This window comes from Microbacterium sp. SA39 (assembly GCF_000967865.1).
GTDB lineage: Bacteria > Actinomycetota > Actinomycetes > Actinomycetales > Microbacteriaceae > Microbacterium.
In genome coordinates, this window is record NZ_JXRU01000021.1 from 20347 (window position 1) to 38949 (window position 18603).

General features: G+C 69.0%; 18 protein-coding genes and 1 tRNA gene. 14 read left to right on the top strand and 5 right to left on the bottom strand.

Annotation, left to right across the window (positions count from 1 at the left end):
• Positions 1–42 precede the first annotated feature (42 nt).
• Genes RS85_RS01525 through RS85_RS01545 form a run of 5 tightly spaced genes read left to right on the top strand, consistent with a single transcriptional unit; the run spans position 43 to position 5944 of the window.
• Positions 43–1596 carry a carboxyl transferase domain-containing protein gene (locus RS85_RS01525; RefSeq protein WP_046011686.1) on the top strand — a complete coding sequence of 518 codons (1554 nt, stop codon included), beginning with the start codon at positions 43–45 and terminating at the stop codon, positions 1594–1596.
• Positions 1597–1601: 5 nt separating this feature from the next.
• Positions 1602–3497 (top strand): acetyl/propionyl/methylcrotonyl-CoA carboxylase subunit alpha, encoded by a 1896-nt coding sequence (locus RS85_RS01530; protein WP_046011657.1) that lies wholly within the window; start codon positions 1602–1604, stop codon positions 3495–3497.
• Between the two features lie 2 nt (positions 3498–3499).
• Positions 3500–4648: an acyl-CoA dehydrogenase family protein gene (locus RS85_RS01535; protein ID WP_046011658.1), complete on the top strand. Its 1149-nt coding sequence runs from the start codon at positions 3500–3502 to the stop codon at positions 4646–4648.
• A gap of 10 nt (positions 4649–4658) precedes the next feature.
• On the top strand, positions 4659–5138 hold the full coding sequence (locus tag RS85_RS01540) for a MaoC family dehydratase (RefSeq protein ID WP_046011687.1): 480 nt from the start codon (positions 4659–4661) through the stop codon (positions 5136–5138).
• Positions 5135–5944 (top strand): HpcH/HpaI aldolase/citrate lyase family protein, encoded by an 810-nt coding sequence (locus tag RS85_RS01545; RefSeq protein WP_046011659.1) that lies wholly within the window; start codon positions 5135–5137, stop codon positions 5942–5944. The genes RS85_RS01540 and RS85_RS01545 overlap by 4 nt, the downstream gene beginning before the upstream one ends.
• Here the strand turns inward: RS85_RS01545 and RS85_RS01550 are convergent, their stop codons facing one another.
• Positions 5945–6532, bottom strand: coding sequence for a histidine phosphatase family protein (locus tag RS85_RS01550; RefSeq protein WP_046011660.1), 588 nt, complete (start codon positions 6530–6532; stop codon positions 5945–5947).
• A complete protein-coding gene (locus RS85_RS01555) occupies positions 6529–7368 on the bottom strand; it encodes a Sir2 family NAD-dependent protein deacetylase (RefSeq protein ID WP_046011661.1) in 840 nt (279 codons plus the stop codon). Before RS85_RS01555 ends, RS85_RS01550 begins: the two co-directional genes overlap by 4 nt.
• 92 nt (positions 7369–7460) lie before the next feature.
• Between RS85_RS01555 and RS85_RS01560 the strand changes: the two genes are divergently transcribed.
• Positions 7461–8261 (top strand): TrmH family RNA methyltransferase, encoded by an 801-nt coding sequence (locus tag RS85_RS01560; RefSeq protein ID WP_046011688.1) that lies wholly within the window; start codon positions 7461–7463, stop codon positions 8259–8261.
• Positions 8262–8282: 21 nt separating this feature from the next.
• On the opposite strand, the gene RS85_RS01565 is transcribed toward RS85_RS01560, so the two are convergent.
• Positions 8283–9110: an SGNH/GDSL hydrolase family protein gene (locus tag RS85_RS01565; protein WP_046011662.1), complete on the bottom strand. Its 828-nt coding sequence runs from the start codon at positions 9108–9110 to the stop codon at positions 8283–8285.
• Between the two features lie 134 nt (positions 9111–9244).
• Here RS85_RS01565 and RS85_RS01570 point away from each other — a divergent pair, with 134 nt between their 5' ends.
• The 4 genes from RS85_RS01570 (at position 9245) to RS85_RS01585 (ending at position 13519) form a co-directional block, all read left to right on the top strand.
• Positions 9245–10987: a DEAD/DEAH box helicase gene (locus RS85_RS01570; RefSeq protein ID WP_046011689.1), complete on the top strand. Its 1743-nt coding sequence runs from the start codon at positions 9245–9247 to the stop codon at positions 10985–10987.
• A gap of 142 nt (positions 10988–11129) precedes the next feature.
• Complete coding sequence (locus RS85_RS01575) at positions 11130–12221, top strand: VIT1/CCC1 transporter family protein (protein WP_046011663.1); 1092 nt, start codon at positions 11130–11132, stop codon at positions 12219–12221.
• Positions 12222–12284: 63 nt separating this feature from the next.
• A complete protein-coding gene (locus RS85_RS01580; protein WP_046011664.1) occupies positions 12285–12530 on the top strand; it encodes a hypothetical protein in 246 nt (81 codons plus the stop codon).
• Positions 12527–13519 carry an SRPBCC family protein gene (locus RS85_RS01585; protein WP_046011665.1) on the top strand — a complete coding sequence of 331 codons (993 nt, stop codon included), beginning with the start codon at positions 12527–12529 and terminating at the stop codon, positions 13517–13519. The genes RS85_RS01580 and RS85_RS01585 overlap by 4 nt, the downstream gene beginning before the upstream one ends.
• Before the next feature lie 68 nt (positions 13520–13587).
• Here the strand turns inward: RS85_RS01585 and RS85_RS01590 are convergent.
• Positions 13588–13670 (bottom strand) — tRNA-Leu (locus tag RS85_RS01590).
• Positions 13671–13782: 112 nt separating this feature from the next.
• Here RS85_RS01590 and RS85_RS01595 point away from each other — a divergent pair.
• Positions 13783–15078 carry a M20/M25/M40 family metallo-hydrolase gene (locus RS85_RS01595; RefSeq protein ID WP_046011666.1) on the top strand — a complete coding sequence of 432 codons (1296 nt, stop codon included), beginning with the start codon at positions 13783–13785 and terminating at the stop codon, positions 15076–15078.
• Between the two features lie 55 nt (positions 15079–15133).
• Positions 15134–15958, top strand: coding sequence for an undecaprenyl-diphosphate phosphatase (locus RS85_RS01600; protein ID WP_046011667.1), 825 nt, complete (start codon positions 15134–15136; stop codon positions 15956–15958).
• A 6-nt stretch (positions 15959–15964) separates the two neighbouring features.
• On the opposite strand, the gene RS85_RS01605 is transcribed toward RS85_RS01600, so the two are convergent.
• Positions 15965–16813 carry a PAC2 family protein gene (locus RS85_RS01605; protein ID WP_046011668.1) on the bottom strand — a complete coding sequence of 283 codons (849 nt, stop codon included), beginning with the start codon at positions 16811–16813 and terminating at the stop codon, positions 15965–15967.
• Between the two features lie 79 nt (positions 16814–16892).
• Here RS85_RS01605 and RS85_RS01610 point away from each other — a divergent pair, with 79 nt between their 5' ends.
• Both RS85_RS01610 and RS85_RS01615 read left to right on the top strand, forming a co-directional pair.
• Positions 16893–17585, top strand: a complete 693-nt coding sequence (locus tag RS85_RS01610) for an HAD family hydrolase (RefSeq protein ID WP_082087438.1) — start codon at positions 16893–16895, stop codon at positions 17583–17585.
• On the top strand, positions 17582–18601 hold the full coding sequence (locus RS85_RS01615) for a tRNA (adenine-N1)-methyltransferase (RefSeq protein ID WP_046011670.1): 1020 nt from the start codon (positions 17582–17584) through the stop codon (positions 18599–18601). Before RS85_RS01610 ends, RS85_RS01615 begins: the two co-directional genes overlap by 4 nt.
• Positions 18602–18603: the final 2 nt, after the last annotated feature.

Here is an 18603-nt window from a genome sequence, read left to right on the forward strand (position 1 = left end):
GGCCATTCCGCGGTGCAGACGTGGGTCGAGGAGGACATCACGATGCCGGCATCCCAGGAGTCGCTCGCGGAGGAGCTGCGGGACCGACTTGCGACCGCCGCGCGCGGGGGACCCGAGGCATCGCGCGAGCGCCACGTGGCACGAGGGAAACTGCTTCCGCGTGACCGTGTCGCCCGGCTCCTCGACGAGGGCAGTCCGTTCCTCGAGGTCGCGCCGCTCGCCGCCGAGGGACTGTACGGGGGAGAGGCGCCGGGCGCCGGAGTCATCGCCGGCATCGGATTGGTCCACGGCCGCCATGTGATGGTGGTCTGCAACGACGCCACGGTGAAGGGCGGCACGTACTACCCGCTGACCGTGAAGAAGCACCTGCGTGCCCAGGAGATCGCGCTCGAGAACAGGCTGCCGTGCCTGTACCTCGTGGATTCCGGCGGCGCGTTCCTTCCCCGGCAGGACGAGGTGTTCCCTGACCGGGAGCACTTCGGACGCATCTTCTTCAATCAGGCGCGGATGTCGGCGGAGCGGATCCCGCAGCTCGCTGCCGTCCTCGGCTCCTGCACTGCGGGTGGCGCGTACGTGCCCGCGATGAGCGATGAGACGGTGATCGTGCGCGGACAGGGCACGATCTTCCTCGGCGGGCCGCCGCTCGTGAAGGCGGCGATCGGAGAGGTCGTCACTGCCGAGGAGCTCGGTGGCGGCGAGCTTCATGCCCGCCGGAGCGGGGTCGTCGACCATCTCGCCGGAGACGATGAGCACGCTCTCGAGATCCTCCGCGACATCGTCGCCACGCTGCCGCCCTCGCAGGCCCCCGCGTGGGAGGTGCTCGACAGCCGGCCGCCGAGCGAGGGCTCCTCGCTCTACGACGTCGTCCCGGTCGACGTGAACGAGGCCTACGACGTGCGTGAGGTGATCGTGCGTCTCGTCGACGGAGACACCTTCCGGGAGTTCAAGGCCGAGTACGGCACGACCCTGGTCACGGGCTTCGCTCGCCTGCACGGGCATCCGATCGGGATCGTCGCGAACAACGGCGTGCTGTTCAGCGAGTCGGCGCTCAAGGGCGCGCACTTCATCGAGCTGTGCGATCAGCGCGGCATCCCCCTGCTCTTCCTGCAGAACATCACCGGCTTCATGGTCGGATCGGATGCCGAGGCCGGCGGTATCGCGAAGGACGGGGCGAAGATGGTCACCGCCGTCGCCAGCACGCGCGTCCCGAAGCTCACGGTCATCATCGGCGGCTCCTTCGGCGCCGGGAACTACTCGATGTGCGGCCGCGCCTATTCGCCGCGGTTCCTGTGGACCTGGCCGGCGAGCCGCATCTCGGTGATGGGCGGCGCCCAGGCGGCATCCGTCCTCGCGACGGTCAAGGAAGACCAGCTCTCCGCTCGAGGCGACTCGTGGACCCCCGAGACCCGCGCGGAGTTCGAAGCGCCGATCCGCGAGCAGTACGAGCAGCAGGGAGAGCCCTACTACGCGACCGCTCGCATCTGGGATGACGGCATCGTCGACCCCGCCCAGACCCGCGACCTCCTGGGCCTGGCCCTCGACGTCGTCGCCCGCAGTCCGCTGCCCGAACCGCGCTTCGGCGTCTTCCGGATGTGAGTGCCATGACCTTCGACACCGTGCTCGTCGCCAACCGCGGCGAGATCGCTCGCCGGATCATCCGCACGCTGCGCGCGCTCGGCATCCGCAGTGTCGCCGTCTACAGCGATGCCGATGCCACTGCACCGCATGTGCGGGAGGCGGATCGGGCCGTACGGATCGGACCGGCGCCTGCGCCCGAGTCCTATCTCGACATCGACGCCGTGGTGTCCGCCGCCCGTGCCACCGGCGCCCAGGCGATCCACCCCGGGTACGGCTTCCTCTCGGAGAGTGTCGGCCTGGCCGAGGCGTGCGCCGAGAGCGGCATCGTGTTCATCGGCCCCTCCGTCGAGGCCCTGCAGATCATGGGGGACAAGGCCAGGGCTCGTGACCATGTGATGCGCTACGGCGTGCCGGTGGTGCCAGGCTTCGACGCGAGAGGTCTGTCCGACTCGGAGATCGCCGAAGAGGCGGCACGCGTCGGGTTTCCGCTGCTGGTCAAGCCCAGTGCCGGCGGCGGCGGGAAGGGCATGGAGGTCGTTCCGGATGCCGCACGCCTCAGCAGCGCGCTGGCTTCGGCTCGGCGCGTGGCGGCCGCCGCCTTCGGAGATGACGCCCTCATCCTGGAGCGACTGATCCGACGTCCGCGACACATCGAGGTGCAGGTCTTCGGCGACGCCCACGGCACTGTTGTCGCTCTCGGGGAGCGGGAATGCACCCTGCAGCGTCGACACCAGAAGGTGATCGAGGAAGCGCCGTCCGCCGGGATCCCCGATGAGACGCGGGACCGACTGCTCTCCGCCGCCGTGCGGGCCGGACAGAGCGTGGCGTACGTCGGTGCGGGGACCGTCGAGTTCCTCGTCGACGCGGATTCACCCGAAGACGTCTTCTTCATCGAGATGAACACGCGCCTGCAGGTCGAGCATCCGGTCACGGAAGAGGTCACTGGCCTCGATCTCGTCGTCCTGCAGCTGCGCGTGGCGGCGGGGCTGCCTCTCGACGTCGTGCCGGCGATCCGCGGACATGCCGTCGAAGCCAGGGTGTACGCGGAATCCCCGGAACGCGGCTTCCTCCCGTCGACCGGGACAGTGCTGCTCTTCGATGCGCCGGATGGCGTTCGTGTGGACGCCGCGATCGAGACCGGCAGCGAGGTGACCGGCTTCTACGACCCGATGATCGCGAAGATCATCGCCTTCGCAGCCGACCGGACGACCGCCCTCGCGCGCCTGGACGAGGCCCTGTCGAGGACCGTGGTCCTGGGGGTAGACACGAACATCGCGTTCCTCCGTCAGCTCTGCCGCGACGACCGCGTCGTGGCGGGCGACCTCGACACGGGCTTGATCGAGACGCTGCTCCCCGTTCATGCGGAGCCGCCGTCTGCCGCGATGCTCGCGGCCGCGCGCGCCGCGGCGCCGCGACGAGCGGAGCCGGTTCGGACGAGCGCCCTCTGGCGCGAGCTGCCCGGTTGGCGGCTCGGATCCGGCCCCGTCGTGCGCGAGGTCTTCGCTCTGCTGACGGATGACGATGTAGTCGTCGAAGCCGGGAATGATGCCGCAGGCCTCGGGCCCCGTGCCGCCGTCGACGCCGAAGGAGCCGTCTGGGTGTCCGAAAGCGGACGCTCGATCCGGTTGCGCCCGCTGGACAGGCGCGAGCGGATGCGACGACGGCTCGCGGCGCGCGACAGCGCTGCAGCGGCCACCGAGCCGGAGGCCCGTGCCCCGATGCCCGGAAGCGTCGTCGCCGTGCTCGTGACGGAAGGGGCGACGGTCGCAGCAGGCACCCCCCTGATCGCCATCGAGGCGATGAAGATGGAACACCCGGTCCTCGCGCCGCACGACGGCGTGGTGCATCTGATGGTCGCCGTGGGCGATCAGGTTCGGCGCGACCAGCCGGTCGCGCATGTGACGACGGAGGAGAGCTGAGCATGGAAGATCTGTCAGAAGAGGAACGCGAACTCGCCGCCATGGTGCGCGATTTCGCCGAAACGGTCGTCGCGCCGCAGTCGTACGAGGCCGATCGCACGCACACCCTGTCGATGGATGTGGTCGCCCAGATGGGAGACCTCGGCCTGTTCGGGCTGCCGTTCTCCGAGCAGTACGGCGGTCAGGGTGGCGACTATATGGCCCTCGGGATCGCGATCGAGGCGCTCGGCCGCGTCGATCAGTCCATCGCCATCACGCTCGAAGCGGGAGTGAGTCTCGGAGCGATGCCGATCTACCGCTTCGGAACGGACGAGCAGCGCCAGGAGCTGCTGCCCGACCTGCTCGCTGGTCGCGCCCTCGCCGGTTTCGGCCTCACCGAGCCCGAGGCCGGCAGCGACGCGGGTGCCACACGCACCACTGCCCGTGTGGAAGGCGACGAGTGGGTCGTCGACGGCTCCAAGCAGTTCATCACGAACTCCGGCACGCCGATCACCCGATTCGTCACGGTCACCGCTGTCACGGGCGTCGAGAACGGTCGCAAGGAGATCTCGACGATCATCGTTCCCAACGACACCCCGGGATTCACGGTCGAGGCGCCGTACGACAAGGTGGGCTGGAACGCCTCCGACACCCATCCGCTGACCTTCCAGGGCGCCCGCGTCCCCGCGGCGAACCTCCTGGGTGAGCGCGGACGCGGCTTCAAGAACTTCCTCAGCATCCTCGACGAAGGGCGCATCGCGATCGCGGCGCTCTCGACCGGGGCGGCGGAAGGGTGCCTCGAGGCCGCCGTGGATTACGCGAAGAGCCGCACGATCTTCGGCAGCGCTCTGAGCACGCGCCAGAACGCGCAGTTCACGCTGGCGCGCATGCGGGCGCGGGTGCACACGGCTCGACTCGCGTGGCATCACGCCGCGCGGCTCCGCGACGCCGACAAGCCCTTCGCCGAGGCCGCCGCGATCGCCAAGCTCGTCGCGGGCGAGGCGGCGATGGACAACGCCAGGGACGCGACCCAGATCTTCGGCGGAAACGGCTTCATGAACGAGTTCCCCGTCGCACGGCACTACCGCGACTCGAAGATCCTCGAGATCGGCGAGGGCACCACCGAGGTGCAGCTGCTGGTCATCGCGCGGGGCCTCGGACTCGCCGGGTAGCGTGGGCGGCATGCCCGACATCATCCAGCGCGGCCTCTACTACGAGGAGTTCGTGGAAGACGCGCGCTATCTGCACCGACCGGGACGCACCGCCGCCGAGGCCGACAACGTATTGTTCACGACGCTGACCATGAATATGCAGGCCTTGCACCTCGATGCGGCTTTCGCCGACGCGCAGGCGCCGTTCCACGCGCGGCTGATGAACTCGATGTGGACGCTGTCGACCATGGTCGGCGCGTCGGTGGCGCAGCTCACCCAGGGAACGCTCGTCGCCCAACTCGGTTTCGGGGACATAACGTTCCCGCATCCGCTGTTCGCGGGCGACACCCTCTACACGGAGAGCGTGATCGTCGATAAGCGGCTCTCCTCGTCCCGACCCGGCCAGGGGATCGTGCAGATCGCGCACACCGGACGCAATCAGGACGGCACGGTCGTGGCGACGGCCACCAGGAGCGTCCTCGTGCACTGCCTGCCGGAGGCGTCCGCGTGACCGCGTTCGACCTCGGCCCCGCGCTCCTGTTCTGCCCGGCCGACCGCCCCGAAAGGTTCCGGACCGCGCTGGAGCGCGCCGACGCCGTGATCATCGACCTCGAGGATGCCGTGCTCCCCGATGCCAAGGAGGCGGCGCGGGTCAATCTGCGCGAGACCGACGTCGATCCCGACCGCGTCATCGTGCGGGTGAATGCGCCCGACAGCGCGCACTTCGCCGCCGACCTCGAGGCCCTCGAGCAGACTGCGTTCCGCACCGTCATGGTCGCCAAGACCGAGAGCGCGGAGAGCCTGTCGGTGTTCGACGAGCGGTTCTCGCTCATCGCCCTGTGCGAGACGGCCCGCGGCATCCATGCGGCCGACGTCATCGCGGCGCATCCGCGCGTCTCGGCGATGATGTGGGGCGCCGAAGACCTGGTGGCCTCTTTGGGCGGCACGTCGTCGCGCCACGCCGGTGGGGCTTACCGCGACATCGCCCGGTATGCCCGCTCCCGGGTGCTGCTGGAGGCGGGTGCGCACGGCAAAGCGGCGATCGATGCCGTGCACATCGCTCTCGACGACGTGCAGGGCCTCGAGGACGAGGCGACGGATGCCGCGGCATCCGGCTTCCGCGCCTCGGCCTGCATCCACCCGAATCAGGTGGCCGTCATCCGTGCCGCGTACGCGCCCGACGAGGCGACCATCGCATGGGCGAAGGCCGTCCTGCGCGCCGCGGAGACCGAACGCGGTGTGTTCCGTTTCGAGGGCCGGATGGTCGATGAACCCGTCCTCCGGCACGCGCGCTCGGTGGTCGCCCGCACCGGCTGATCAGATGACCAGCGACTCCTCGAGGAGGCGCAGCGACCCCGGCGAGGCCTCGAATCGATGCGCCGAACCGTTCCTGATGATCTCGCCCTCGCGGGGGAGCGTGCCCCCGGAGACCAGATCCATCACAGACCGGATCACGCCGCCGTGCGCGACGACCAGGACGGACTCCGCCCGAGGGGCAGACCGGCGCCGCGAATCGCGGGCGATCTCATGCAGCGCGGCGATCGCACGGACCCCGACATCGTGGAGGGACTCGGCGCCGGGCACGTCGGCATGCCAGTCGCCGTACTTCGCGATGTAGTCGGAGACCAGCATCCCCTCGCCCTCGCCGAACTCTCGTTCCCGGACTTCGGGCACCACACCGGCGAGCTCGAGTCCGAGTTCGCCGGCGATGATCTCCGCCGTCTCCTTCGCACGGAGCAGAGGACTCGAGTAGATCGCGTGGTGGGGTGAGACCGACAGGTTCGCGGCGGCTCGGTGCGCGTCCGCTCGGCCCTTCTCGTTCAGAGGGATGTCGGTCGAGCCCTGGATGCGACGAGCGAGATTCCAGTCGGTCTGGCCGTGGCGGATGAGGGTGATGAAGGTCACGAGAGCAGCTCCTGAAGGGCGGGGAGCACGTCGCTGGTGCCTGCGGCGATGGTGAGATTCGCCCAGGGGTCCGCACGCGTCGGCTCGTGGTTGACGATGATCAGAGGGATGCTGCGACGCCGGGCGCGCTCGACGAGACGGACGCCGGAGTTCACCACGAGAGAGGATCCGGCCACGATGAGGGCCGTGCTGGAGCGCAGCAGCGACTCCGCTGCGCGGAAGCGGTCCTGCGGGACGTACTCGCCGAAGAACACGACGTCGGGCTTCAGCATTCCGTCGCAGACCGTGCAGGTCGGAATGATGAAACCATCGGTGGTCTCCGGCAGGACATCGCCGTCGGGTGCGAGCGCGACGTTCTCGGGCACGGTGATCCAGGGGTTCAGCTCTTCGATCTGCACCGCCACGTCACGACGGTCGAAGACCTGTCCGCAGTGCAGGCAGAGCACGCGGCGCATGGTTCCGTGCACCTCGATGACGTGCGAGCTTCCGGCCCGCAGGTGCAGTCCGTCGACGTTCTGCGTGATGACGCCCGAAACGGTGCCCGCGGCTTCCATCTCGGCGAGGGCGATGTGCCCCGGGTTGGGAGCCGCGCGCGCGAATGCCCGCCAACCGAGATGTCCGCCGACCCAGTAGCGCCGACGCGCCCGCTCGTCGCCGAGGTAGGTCTGGATGGTCATCGGGTCGTTGCGAGTCCTGGCGCCCTCACCGCGGTATGCGGGGATGCCGGAGTCCGTCGAGATTCCCGCACCGGTCAGGAGGGCGATGCGCCTGCCACGGAGCAGCTGCGCTGCCTGGGCGAGAGTGGCCGACAGCTCGGCGGTGTTCGACGCAGTCACAGGACCTCCCCGAGCGAGTCTACGACCTGACGAGGTCGTCGGTCGTGCCGGTGGACGCTTCGCAGACGGCCGACGGGTGGCAGAGTGGCCTGGTGGAACTGATCTCCGTGGCCGACGCCGCCGACCCTCGACTGGACGATTACCGCGACCTCACCGACACGGCGCTACGTGCAGCGCGTGACCCTGCCGGCGGGCTGTACATCGCGGAGTCGACGAAGGTGATCGCGCGTGCGGTCGCGGCCGGACACCGCCCGCGATCCGTGCTCGTGCAGGAGCGTCGGATCGACGACATCCGAGCCATCGTCGGGGAGCTCGACGTCCCGGTGTATGTCGTCCCGGACGAGGTGGCGGAGGCGGTGACCGGGTTCGCTGTCCACCGCGGGACGATCGCGTCCATGCACCGCCCCGAGCTGCCGACCGTGCGCGAGGTGCTCGAGGGGGCCTCGCTCGTGCTGATCCTCGAGAACATCGGCGATCACACGAACGTGGGGGCCGCGTTCCGTGCGGCCGCGGCTCTCGGTGCTGACGCCGTGCTGGTCTCGCCCAAGGGAGCCGACCCGCTCTACCGGCGCAGTGTGCGGGTGAGCATGGGGACCGTGTTCCAGGTTCCCTGGACCCGCATCACGGAGTGGGGCGCCGCTGTCGAGGACCTCCACTCCGAGGGGTTCGACATCGCGGCACTGGCACTCCGCGACGATGCCGTGACGCTGGACGCCTACGTCGCCGATCGACCTGAGCGCGTCGCCCTCGTGATGGGCTCGGAAGGCGATGGGCTCTCGCGGACGGCGCTCGACGGCGCCGATCACGTGGTCACCATCCCGATGAGCGGGGGAGTGGACTCGCTGAACGTCGCCTCCGCCGCGGCGGTCGCGCTCTGGGCGCTGACGCGTTGAGCCGTTGATGTCCGCGCGCGCTCAGCTCTGGTCGAGCCGCAGCATGGGTGAAGGATCCGGGCGCTTCGCGGCCAGGTGATCTCCCGACGACTGGTGCCGCAGCCGACGCAGGACCCACGGCACGAAATGCTCGCGTGCCCAGCCGAAGTCCTCGGAGCGGGCTTCCCGCCAGGTGCGCACGGGCAGCGGCTCGGGCTGCATGGGCTCGAGGTCGTTCGGCACGTTCAGGGCACGCAGCGCCATCCGGGCGACCTCGTGGTGGCCCAGGGTGTTGTAGTGCAGGCGGTCGTCGGCGAAGAAGCGCGGGTCCTGCACGCCCTTGAGCGCCCACTGATCGGCGACGATGCAGTCATGGCGATCGGCGATCGCGCGCACGTTCTCGTTGTAGATGGCGACCTTGCCGCGGAAGGCGCGCAAGACAGGGCTGAACCCCGTATCGACGCCCGTGAAGAGGAGGATCGTCGCGCCGGTGGAAGAGAGTCTGGCGACAGCATCCTCCAACTGTGCCGCGATCGCATCGGGGTCGGTTCCCGGGCGGATCACGTCGTTGCCACCCGCGCAGATGGAGACCAGATCCGGATGCAGCGACACTGCGGGCTCGATCTGGTCGGCGATGATCTGCGCGATCAGCTTTCCGCGCACCGCGAGGTTCGCGTAGGCGAAGTCGTCCACCTGCTGGCCGAGCACCTCTGCGACACGGTCGGCCCACCCGCGGTACTGACCAGGCACGGTCGGGTCCGGGTCGCCGACGCCCTCGGTGAATGAGTCGCCGACGGCGACGAAACGTCGCCAGGGGTGCGCGGTCGTGTTGTCTTCGTGCGGGGTTCGAGTCGGATCGTGATCGGTCATCCGGTTCTCCTTCACGAGCAGTCGCGCGCGGCGGGGGCCACAGCGCAGTGACCGAGCCTACCCGTCTCGAGGATGTCGCGGGTCGGTCCCGGGCGTGCGCCGCGGTGTCGGTGGGAGCGATTATCGTGGAGTCGATGCTCTCTCCCTCCTTCCCCCAGCGCGCCCCGTGGGGAACGGCGAGCAAGCTCCGCGCCTGGCAGCAAGAGGCACTCGACGCCTACTTCGAGGCCGATCAGCGGGACTTCCTCGTGGCCGCGACCCCGGGTGCCGGAAAGACCACCTTCGCTCTCACTCTGGCCGTCGAACTCATGCGCATCGGCGAGGTCAACCGCATCATCGTGGTCGCTCCGACCGAGCACCTGAAGACGCAGTGGGCCGACGCGGCCGCCCGCGTGCACATCCGACTCGATCCGCGCTTCCGCAACAGCGACTGGGCGCCGGCGCGGCACTATCACGGGGCCGTCGTGACCTATGCGCAGGTCGCCGCGAAGTCATCCGTGCACCGGCATCTGACCGAGGATGCGAAGACACTCGTGATCCTCGACGAGGTGCATCACGGCGGCGACGCGCTGAGCTGGGGCGACGCGATCCGTGACGCCTACGGACCGGCGAAGCGGCGCCTGCTGCTCTCGGGAACCCCGTTCCGCAGCGACACCGCACCCATCCCGTTCGTCGAGTATCACCCCGACGAATCAGGTGCTCGCATCTCGCGCACCGACTACAACTACGGTTACGGCCGGGCCCTCGCCGACGGCGTCGTGCGCCCGGTGCTGTTCCACATGTACGCCGGAAAGATGCGCTGGCGCACGACATCGGGCGACGAGCTCGAGACGCATCTCGGTCAGGACAACACGAAAGACGTCACCTCCCAGGCCTGGCGCACCGCACTCGACCCCGAGGGGGAGTGGATGCCGGCGGTGCTGTCGGCGGCCGACCGCCGCCTCACCGAGATCCGCCATCATGTGCCGGATGCCGGGGGCTTGGTGCTCGCCACCGACCAGACCGTCGCGCGCGCCTACGCGAAGATCCTGCACAGCATCACGGGCCAGCAGCCCACCGTCGTGCTCTCGGACGACGCCACGGCATCCGAGCGGATCGAGAAGTTCAGCGCGGGCGATCAGCGCTGGATGGTGGCGGTGCGCATGGTGTCCGAGGGCGTCGACGTGCCGCGTCTCGCCGTCGGGGTGTACGCCACGTCGTCGTCCACGCCTCTGTTCTTCGCCCAGGCCATCGGCCGGTTCGTGCGCGCGCGGCGACGCGGTGAGGCGGCCAGCGTCTTCCTGCCGCAGGTCCCGGTGCTCATGGGCCTCGCGGGCGAGATGGACAAGGAGCGCGATCACGCTCTCGACCGTCAATCGAAAGACGACGACGGCCTCGAGGACTCGCTGCTGGAGAGCGCCAATCGCGAGGACGAAGCGTCGGATGCCCTCCAGCAGGAGTTCAGTTACCAGGCGCTCTCTTCCGTCGCGCATTTCGACCGGGTCGTGTTCGAGGGGCAGGAGTTCGGGCAGCTGGCAGAGCCCGGCACGCCCGAGGAAGAGGAGTTCATCGGCTTCCCCGGACTGCTCGAGCCGGAGCACGTGCACGAGCTGCTCATGCAGCGTCAGACCCGTCAGTCCCGCCTGCGAGAGGCGCGCGAGGCGACAGCCGGCCCCACCGAGACGACAACGCTGCCCGCGCCACTCCACCGCACGCTCAAGGAGCAGCGTCAGCTCCTGAACAGTCTCGTTGGGCTGTACGCACGGCAGCGCGGCGAGCCGCACGGGGCTGTCCACGCCGAATTGCGCCGGATCTGCGGCGGGCCCGCAGTCGCGCAGGCCACCGTGACGCAGCTGCAGGCGCGCATCGAGGTGCTGCGCAAGCGCGTCCGCTCCTGACCTTCGCGTTCTGACCTTCGCCCGGTCGGGTTCGGATCCCCGAAATGCTGGCAATCCTCGCGCGAGCACCGTCCGCATGCAGCCACGCGGCTAGCGTGGAACGGTTGCCCGCGCATCGGGCTTCGCGATACCTGGAGGATTCATGACTGCGCCTGCCGCTGCGCCGACGCCCGCCGATCATCGCCGTTGGGCGCGCTATCTCGTCGAAGAGCGCGCCGAGGGGTCGGTGTACCAGAAGCTTGCGGCTCGGCGTACGGGGGAAGAGCAGGAGATCCTGCTGCGTCTCGCTGACGCGGAGCGACGTCATGAGCAGCACTGGCTCGATCTGCTCGGGGGCGAGCCGAGACGCCTGCCGCGGCCCGGCATCCGCTCGCGCGTGCTCGGCTGGATGGCCGGCCGCTTCGGCTCGATCTTCGTGCTCGCCCTCGCGCAGAGCGCGGAGGCGCGATCACCGTATGACGCGGAGCACTATGCGACCCCGGCGATGCGCGCCGACGAGAAGATCCACTACGAGGTCGTCAGGGGACTGGCTGCACGGGGTCGACGTCGACTGTCCGGTTCGTTCCGCGCCGCGGTCTTCGGCGCCAACGACGGCCTGGTGAGCAACCTCGCGCTCGTGCTCGGCATCGGGGCGACGGGCGTGAGCTCGGGCTTCGTGCTGTTCAGCGGCATCGCCGGACTGCTGGCCGGCGCGCTGTCGATGGGAGCGGGAGAGTTCGTCTCGGTGCGATCCCAGCGCGAGCTGCTGGCCGCGACAGAAGCGAATGAGGACGCGGCCGATGCCGCCGGCGACCTCGACATCGATGAGAACGAGCTCGCCCTCGTCTACCGTGCCCGCGGCATGGGGATCGACGAGGCGCTGGCACGCGCCCACCGCATCGTCGAAGCGGCCAAGGCGGGGGCGCGTCGCGCCGCGACCGGCCCGGTGAGCGTGCCGAGCAGCGACCACGACATCATCGGCAGCGACTGGACCGCCGCGATCTCGAGCTTCCTGCTCTTCGCCTCCGGGGCGATCGTCCCCGTGCTGCCCTGGATCTTCGGACTGCAGGGACTCAGCGCCATCGTGCTCGCGCTGGTGCTCGTCGGTATCGCCCTGCTGAGCACCGGAGCCATGGTCGGCGTGCTCTCCGGTGGGCCGCCCCTCCGCCGCGCACTTCGTCAGCTCGCCATCGGCTTCGGCGCGGCAGCGGTGACATACGTTCTCGGCTTGATGTTCGGGGTCGGCGCGGTCTGACGGTCTCGCCGCGTTACGCAACGTCGGTTGACAGCGGTGAAGCGAGCAACGTAGGTTGACAGCATGGATTCACCTCAGCTGGCGTCCGTCGCCGCCGACACACGCGATCCTCGTGCCGGTCTTCGGGCCGTGGCATCCCTGCGCGTCCTCGCCGACACCCTCGAACTCCGTCAGGTCGAAGCCGCGCTTCGCGCGGGAATGAGCTGGCAGACGATCGCCGACGCCCTCGGTGTAACTCGTCAGGCGGTGCACAAGAAGCACGCGAGACGAATCGATCAGACCATCCCCGTGCCGAGGAGGACCCGATGAACCGGTTCGCCGTCATGGCATCCACCAGCCAGACACTCTCGATCGCTGCGATGGAGGAGGCATCCCGCCTCGGCCAGCGCGAAGCCGATCTCGATCACCTCCTGCTCGCTCTGACACTGAGCACGCACCCTGCGGGGCAGGTGCTGCGCGCGTCAGGCGTCACTCTCGACGCGGTACGACTTGCCATAGCAGAACAGCGGGCTGTAGAGCTTGAATCGATCGGCATCTCGGCTGAGGCGTCCACCGAGCCCGGGCCGATCGACTTCCACCAGACCGGCGGATACGAGTGGAGCGCGAGATGCCTCGAGATCCTCAGCCGCGCCTCGTCACGGGGGAAGAACGGGGACGCGGAGTCCGTCCTGCGGGAACTGCTGAACGACCGCAGCGGCCTCATCGACGATCTGCTGGCGCGGGTGGGCACGTCGTCCGCGGCGCTGGTCAGCAGACTCGACGAGGTGGCCGACCTGGCCGTTCACCGTCCTCGTTCCGGCGGGCGGGGTGAGGCCTCAGGCTTCACTGAAACGTTCGTGCCGGCATCCGTCGCCGAGGTGTGGGACCTGCTGTCCCGTCCGGCTCGGATGCCGGAATGGGATGTCCTGTGCGGACGCGTGGAACTTCCAGAGGGTGTCGACACGGCGTCGGCTGGCGCGTCGTGGGCTTCGATCGCTCCGGAACGCCGTCCTGATGGCAGGCCGTTACGAATTCGCCCTCGGTTCGCGCGACGACGGGTCGAGACCCTCGCCGTCGACACGGAGGCACTGATCGCGTGGCGCTTCTCCTATCCGGGTGCGCCGCGCAGCATCCCGATGCGCGTCACGATCGCCTTGACGCCCGCCGCGGGGGGAACGCAGCTGGAGATCGCGCTGGCCTGGCGTCGCAGTCGAGGCTGGCGGCAGATCGTGGGATTCCCGATGCGTCCGTTGCAGCGCTTCGCGATCTGGATACAGCTGACGCATATCAGCGGGGGAATCAGCCGGGTCTTCCGCTGACGCCTTCGGTGCGCCCGGACGACGAAGAAGGCCCCCGATCCGGAGATCGGAGGCCTTCTTGTTACCTGTGCGCGGAGGGGGACTTGAACCCCCACGCCCTTACGGGCACTACGACCTCAACGTAGCGCGTCTACCATTCCGCCACCCGCGCAGGTGTTGGATGATCGTTGCCGACCGAAGAATGAGATTAGCACGTAATCCGGGCCGCCTCGAACCGAGCCGTACGCCCGGGCGTGGCTCGCCGTGTGGGTAGCCTGGGAGTCATGACCGATCCCTCCCTGCCCGAGGTCGTCCGCATCGCGAGCGACCTGATCCGGTTCGACACGTCGAACTTCGGCGGCGGCAACGCCAAGGGGGAGCGCGAGGCCGCGGAGTACGTCGGAAGGTATCTCGAGGGCCTCGGACTCGATGTCGAGTACTACGAGCCGATCCCGCGGCGCACGAACGTGATGGCCCGAGTTCGGGGGCGGGACCGCAGCAAACCGGCCCTGGTCGTGCACGGTCACCTCGACGTCGTCCCCGCGATGGCGGAGGACTGGAGCGTCGACCCGTTCGCCGGCCTCGTGCAGGACGGGATGCTGTGGGGCCGCGGTGCGGTCGACATGAAGAACATGAACGCGATGATCCTCACGGCCGTCGCCGACATCCTTCGGGCGGGGGAGCAGCCGGAACGGGATCTCGTCCTGGCCTTCTTCGCCGATGAGGAGAACGGCGGCGTGGAGGGTTCTGCACTGGTGGTGCAGAACCACCCCGAGTGGTTCGACGGCGCCACGGCGGCGATCAGCGAAGTGGGCGGCTACTCGATCACGGTCGACGACCGTCGCGCGTATCTGCTGCAGGTCGGCGAGAAGGCCATGCTGTGGATCCGCCTCGTGGCGAAGGGCCGCGCCGGGCACGGCAGTCGTCTGCACGACGACAACGCCGTCACGAAGCTCGCCGAGGCCGTCGCCGCGATCGGGCGCACCCGGTGGCCGATCCGGCTCACGCCCACCACCCAGGCGCTTCTCGAGGGCCTCAGCGCGCTGAGCGGACGCAGCCTCGACGACCCCGACGCCCTCGCCGGCGCGGCCGGCCCCGCCGAGGCCTTCCTCCGCTCGTCCTTCCGCACGACGACGAATCCGACGGCTCTGACGGCGGGCTACAAGCACAACGTCATCCCGGAGCGCGCCGAGGCGCTGATCGACGTCCGCGTCATTCCGGGAACCGAAGACGACGTGCTCGCCGAACTCCAGCAGATCGTCGGCGACGACATCGTCATCGAGATGGTTGTCCGAGACATCGGCATGGAGACGCCCTTCGAAGGCGAACTCGTCGAGGCCATGGTCGCGAGCATCGGTCGTCACGACCCCGGCGTGCCCGTGATCCCGTACCTGCTCGGCGCGGGGACAGACAACAAGGCGCTCGCGTACCTCGGCATCACCGGGTACGGCTTCGCGCCGCTGAAGCTGCCGGCCGACCTCGACTTCACGGGTATGTTCCACGGTGTCGATGAGCGCGTGCCCGTAGAATCGCTTGTCTTCGGCCAGCGGGTGCTGGCCGATCTGCTGCGCACGTACTGATCGCGGCCCGCAGCCCCGCCCGCCTCCGCGCCCTCCCCTCACCAGAAGGCCCTCCATGCACCTGCTCGAAGCCCTCATCCTCGGGATCGTCCAGGGACTCACCGAGTTCCTGCCCATCTCCTCCAGTGCGCACCTGCGCATCCTCGGCACCTTCCTGCCGTCCGGTGAGGACCCGGGAGCGGCTTTCACCGCGATCACGCAGATCGGCACCGAGGCGGCCGTCGTGGTGTTCTTCTGGCGCGACATCGTGCGCATCGTCTCCCAGTGGTTCCGGTCGCTGGCCGGCCGCGTGCCGCGCAGCGACCCGGATGCCCGGATGGGCTGGATGATCATCATCGGCAGCATCCCGATCGTGGTGCTGGGCCTGTTGTTCCAGGATCAGATCGAGACGGTGTTCCGTTCGCTGTGGGTCGTCGCGATCATGCTCATCCTGTTCGGCGTCCTGCTCGGCATCGCCGACCACGTCGGAGCGAAGCGCCGCAAGCTCGGCGACCTGACATACCCGCACGGCATCGCCTTCGGCTTCGCGCAGGCCCTCGCCCTGATCCCCGGTGTCTCGCGCTCCGGTGGGACCATCACGATGGGGCTCTTCCTCGGCTACGAGCGTGCTGCGGCGGCGCGCTACGCGTTCCTGCTCGCGATCCCGGCCGTGTTCGGCAGCGGCTTCTACCAGGTGTTCAAGAGCTGGGGCGAGCCGTCGTTCTTCTCGTTCGGAGACACCCTGGCCGCGACCGGAATCGCCTTCATCGTGGCACTCGGAGTCATCGCGTTCTTCATGAACTTCATCTCGAAGCGCAGCTTCCTGCCGTTCGTGATCTACCGCATCCTGCTTGGCACCGTGCTGCTGGTCCTGCTCGGCACGGGCGTCATCGCCGCCTGAGCCGCGTCAGCGCTTGTGGTCGCCGGGCGCGTCGCCGCGGCGGCGCAGGTAGCGCTCGAATGCCTGCGCGATCGCGTCGCCCGAGGCCTCGGGGGAGTCCCAGGTGTCGCGCGTGCGCTCCAGCTGACGGATGTACTCGGCCATGTCCTCGTCCTCGGATGCCGCGGCGTCGATCGACGCCTCCCACGCGGCCGCTTCGGTGCGGAGGTGGAGGCGATCCACATCGACGCCGGTGAGCTCTTCGAGCCGGTCGAGCAGGGCGAGAGTGACCTTGGGGGAGGGGGTCGCCGCTGCGACGTAATGCGGCACGCTCGCCCAGAGACCGGCGGTCGGGATGCCGGCGCTCTCCGCGAAGTGCTCGAAGACGCTGAGGATGCCGACAGGCCCCTCGTACAGTGACCGTTCCAGGCCGTGGGCCTCGCGCACCTGCTCGTTCTGGCTGGACGCGAAGATCGAGATCGGACGCGTGTGCGGGACGTCGGCCAGCATGGCGCCCATTGTCACGAGGCCGGTGATGTCGTCGCGCAGGGCGATGTCGATGAACTCGGAGGCGAAGGACTGCCAGGTGCGCGCGGGCTCCACGCCCGTGAGCAGCCAGAACTCCGGACCAGGACCCGGGTCGCGCGGTCGCCAGAGGCCGGCTTCCGGCCACTTGAGCTGGCGGCGTCCCTCGGCATCCATCTGAGTGGACGGACGCGTGTACTGGTAGTCGAAATACAATTCCGGGTCGACGGAGTGCACGAGGTCGTACTCCGAAGACGACCGCAGCGCCTCGACGGCGCTGCTGGCTGCTTCGCCTGCGTCGTTCCAGCCGTCGAAGGCGGCGATGACGATGCGTGAACCGAGAACATCCATCATGGGCTCCCTTCGAGATCGAGGACGTATCCCTCCAGGCTAGTCCGCGGCGGCAGGATGTGGGCGGCACCGGGCTAGCATGGGTTCAGTGAGCAGAAAGCCCCGCGCAGTCCTCTGGGACATGGATGGAACACTGGTCGACACCGAGCCGTACTGGATGGCGGCGGAGACGACGCTGGTCGAGTCCTTCGGCGGCTCATGGACCCACGAGGATGCGCTGCAGCTGGTCGGAAGCGGTCTGATCGACAGCGCGATCATCCTGCAGAACGCCGGGGTCGCCATGGAGCCCGAGGCGATCGTGTCGCATCTGACCGATGTGGTGCAGGAGTCGCTGCGCACGCAGGGTGTGCCGTTCCGCCCCGGTGCACGAGAGCTCCTCGCCGAGCTGCGCGACGCCGGGATCCCCACGGGGCTCGTCACGATGTCGCTCCGACGGATGGCGCTGAACGTCGTGGACCTGATCGACTTCGAAGCGTTCGACATCGTCGTCGCGGGCGATGACGTCGACAACCCCAAGCCCCACCCGGAGCCCTATCTGCAGGCTGCGGCGCTGCTGGACGTCGACATCGCCGATGTCGTCGTGATCGAGGACTCGCCGACCGGGGTGCGTGCGGGCCTCGCATCCGGCGCCGTGACCCTCGGTGTTCCGCACATCGTCTCGCTGGACGACCTCGGAGCACATGAACTCTGGCCGACGCTGGCGGAGCGTGGAGTGTCCGACCTCTCGGACCTCTTCGATCGCAAGAGCGTCGTGAGCGAGGTCGCACCGTGACCGGGAACCGGGATCAGGGACCCCGCGGTCCGTTCCGCCTGGGCGACCGCGTGCAGCTGACGGGACCGAAGGGCCGTCTGAGCACCGTGACCCTTCGTGAGGACGGGGAACTCCACACGCATCAGGGCGTCCTTCGCCACCGCGACCTGCTCGGCCTCCCTGACGGCTCGGTGGTCACCAACAGCTCGGGGCACGACTACCTCGCACTGCGCCCCCTGCTCCGGGACTTCGCGATGTCGATGCCGCGCGGTGCGGCGATCGTCTATCCCAAGGACGCGGCGCAGATCGTCATGCAGGCCGACATCTTCCCCGGCGCCACCGTGGTCGAGGCCGGCGTCGGCTCGGGAGCGCTGTCCCTGTCGCTGTTGCGCGCAGTGGGGCACGACGGGCAGCTGATCTCCTTCGAGCGCCGCGACGACTTCGCGGATGTCGCCCGCGCCAACGTCGAGACGTTCTTCGGCGAGGCTCCCACCACGTGGCGCGTCGTCGTGGGCGATCTGGTGGAGGCCCTGCCTCGCGAGACCGCGGCAGGCACCGTGGACCGCGTCGTCCTCGACATGCTCGCCCCGTGGGAGTGCATCGACGCGGTCGCCGACGCACTCACGCCGGGCGGCGTCGTCCTCTGCTACATCGCCACCGCGACGCAGCTGTCCCGAGTCGCGGAGTACATCCGCGGCACCGGTCTGTTCACTGATCCCGATGCCTCCGAGACGATGGTGCGTGGCTGGCACGTCGAGGGTCTCGCCGTGCGCCCGGATCATCGGATGGTCGCCCACACCGGCTTCCTGCTGACAGCGCGGCGACTGGCCCCGGGTGCGGTGGCTCCCTCCGTGAAGCGACGCGCCTCGAAGAGCAGCTTCAACGACGAGGACGTCGAGAAGTGGACTCCCGGTGCCGTCGGCGACCGAGAGATCAACGACAAGCAGCTGCGCAAGCGCGCCAGAGAAGCGGGCAAGGCCGCCGAAGGTGCGCGTCTCGCCACGGCTTCGCGCGAATCGGAGCACGCGACGGAATAGAC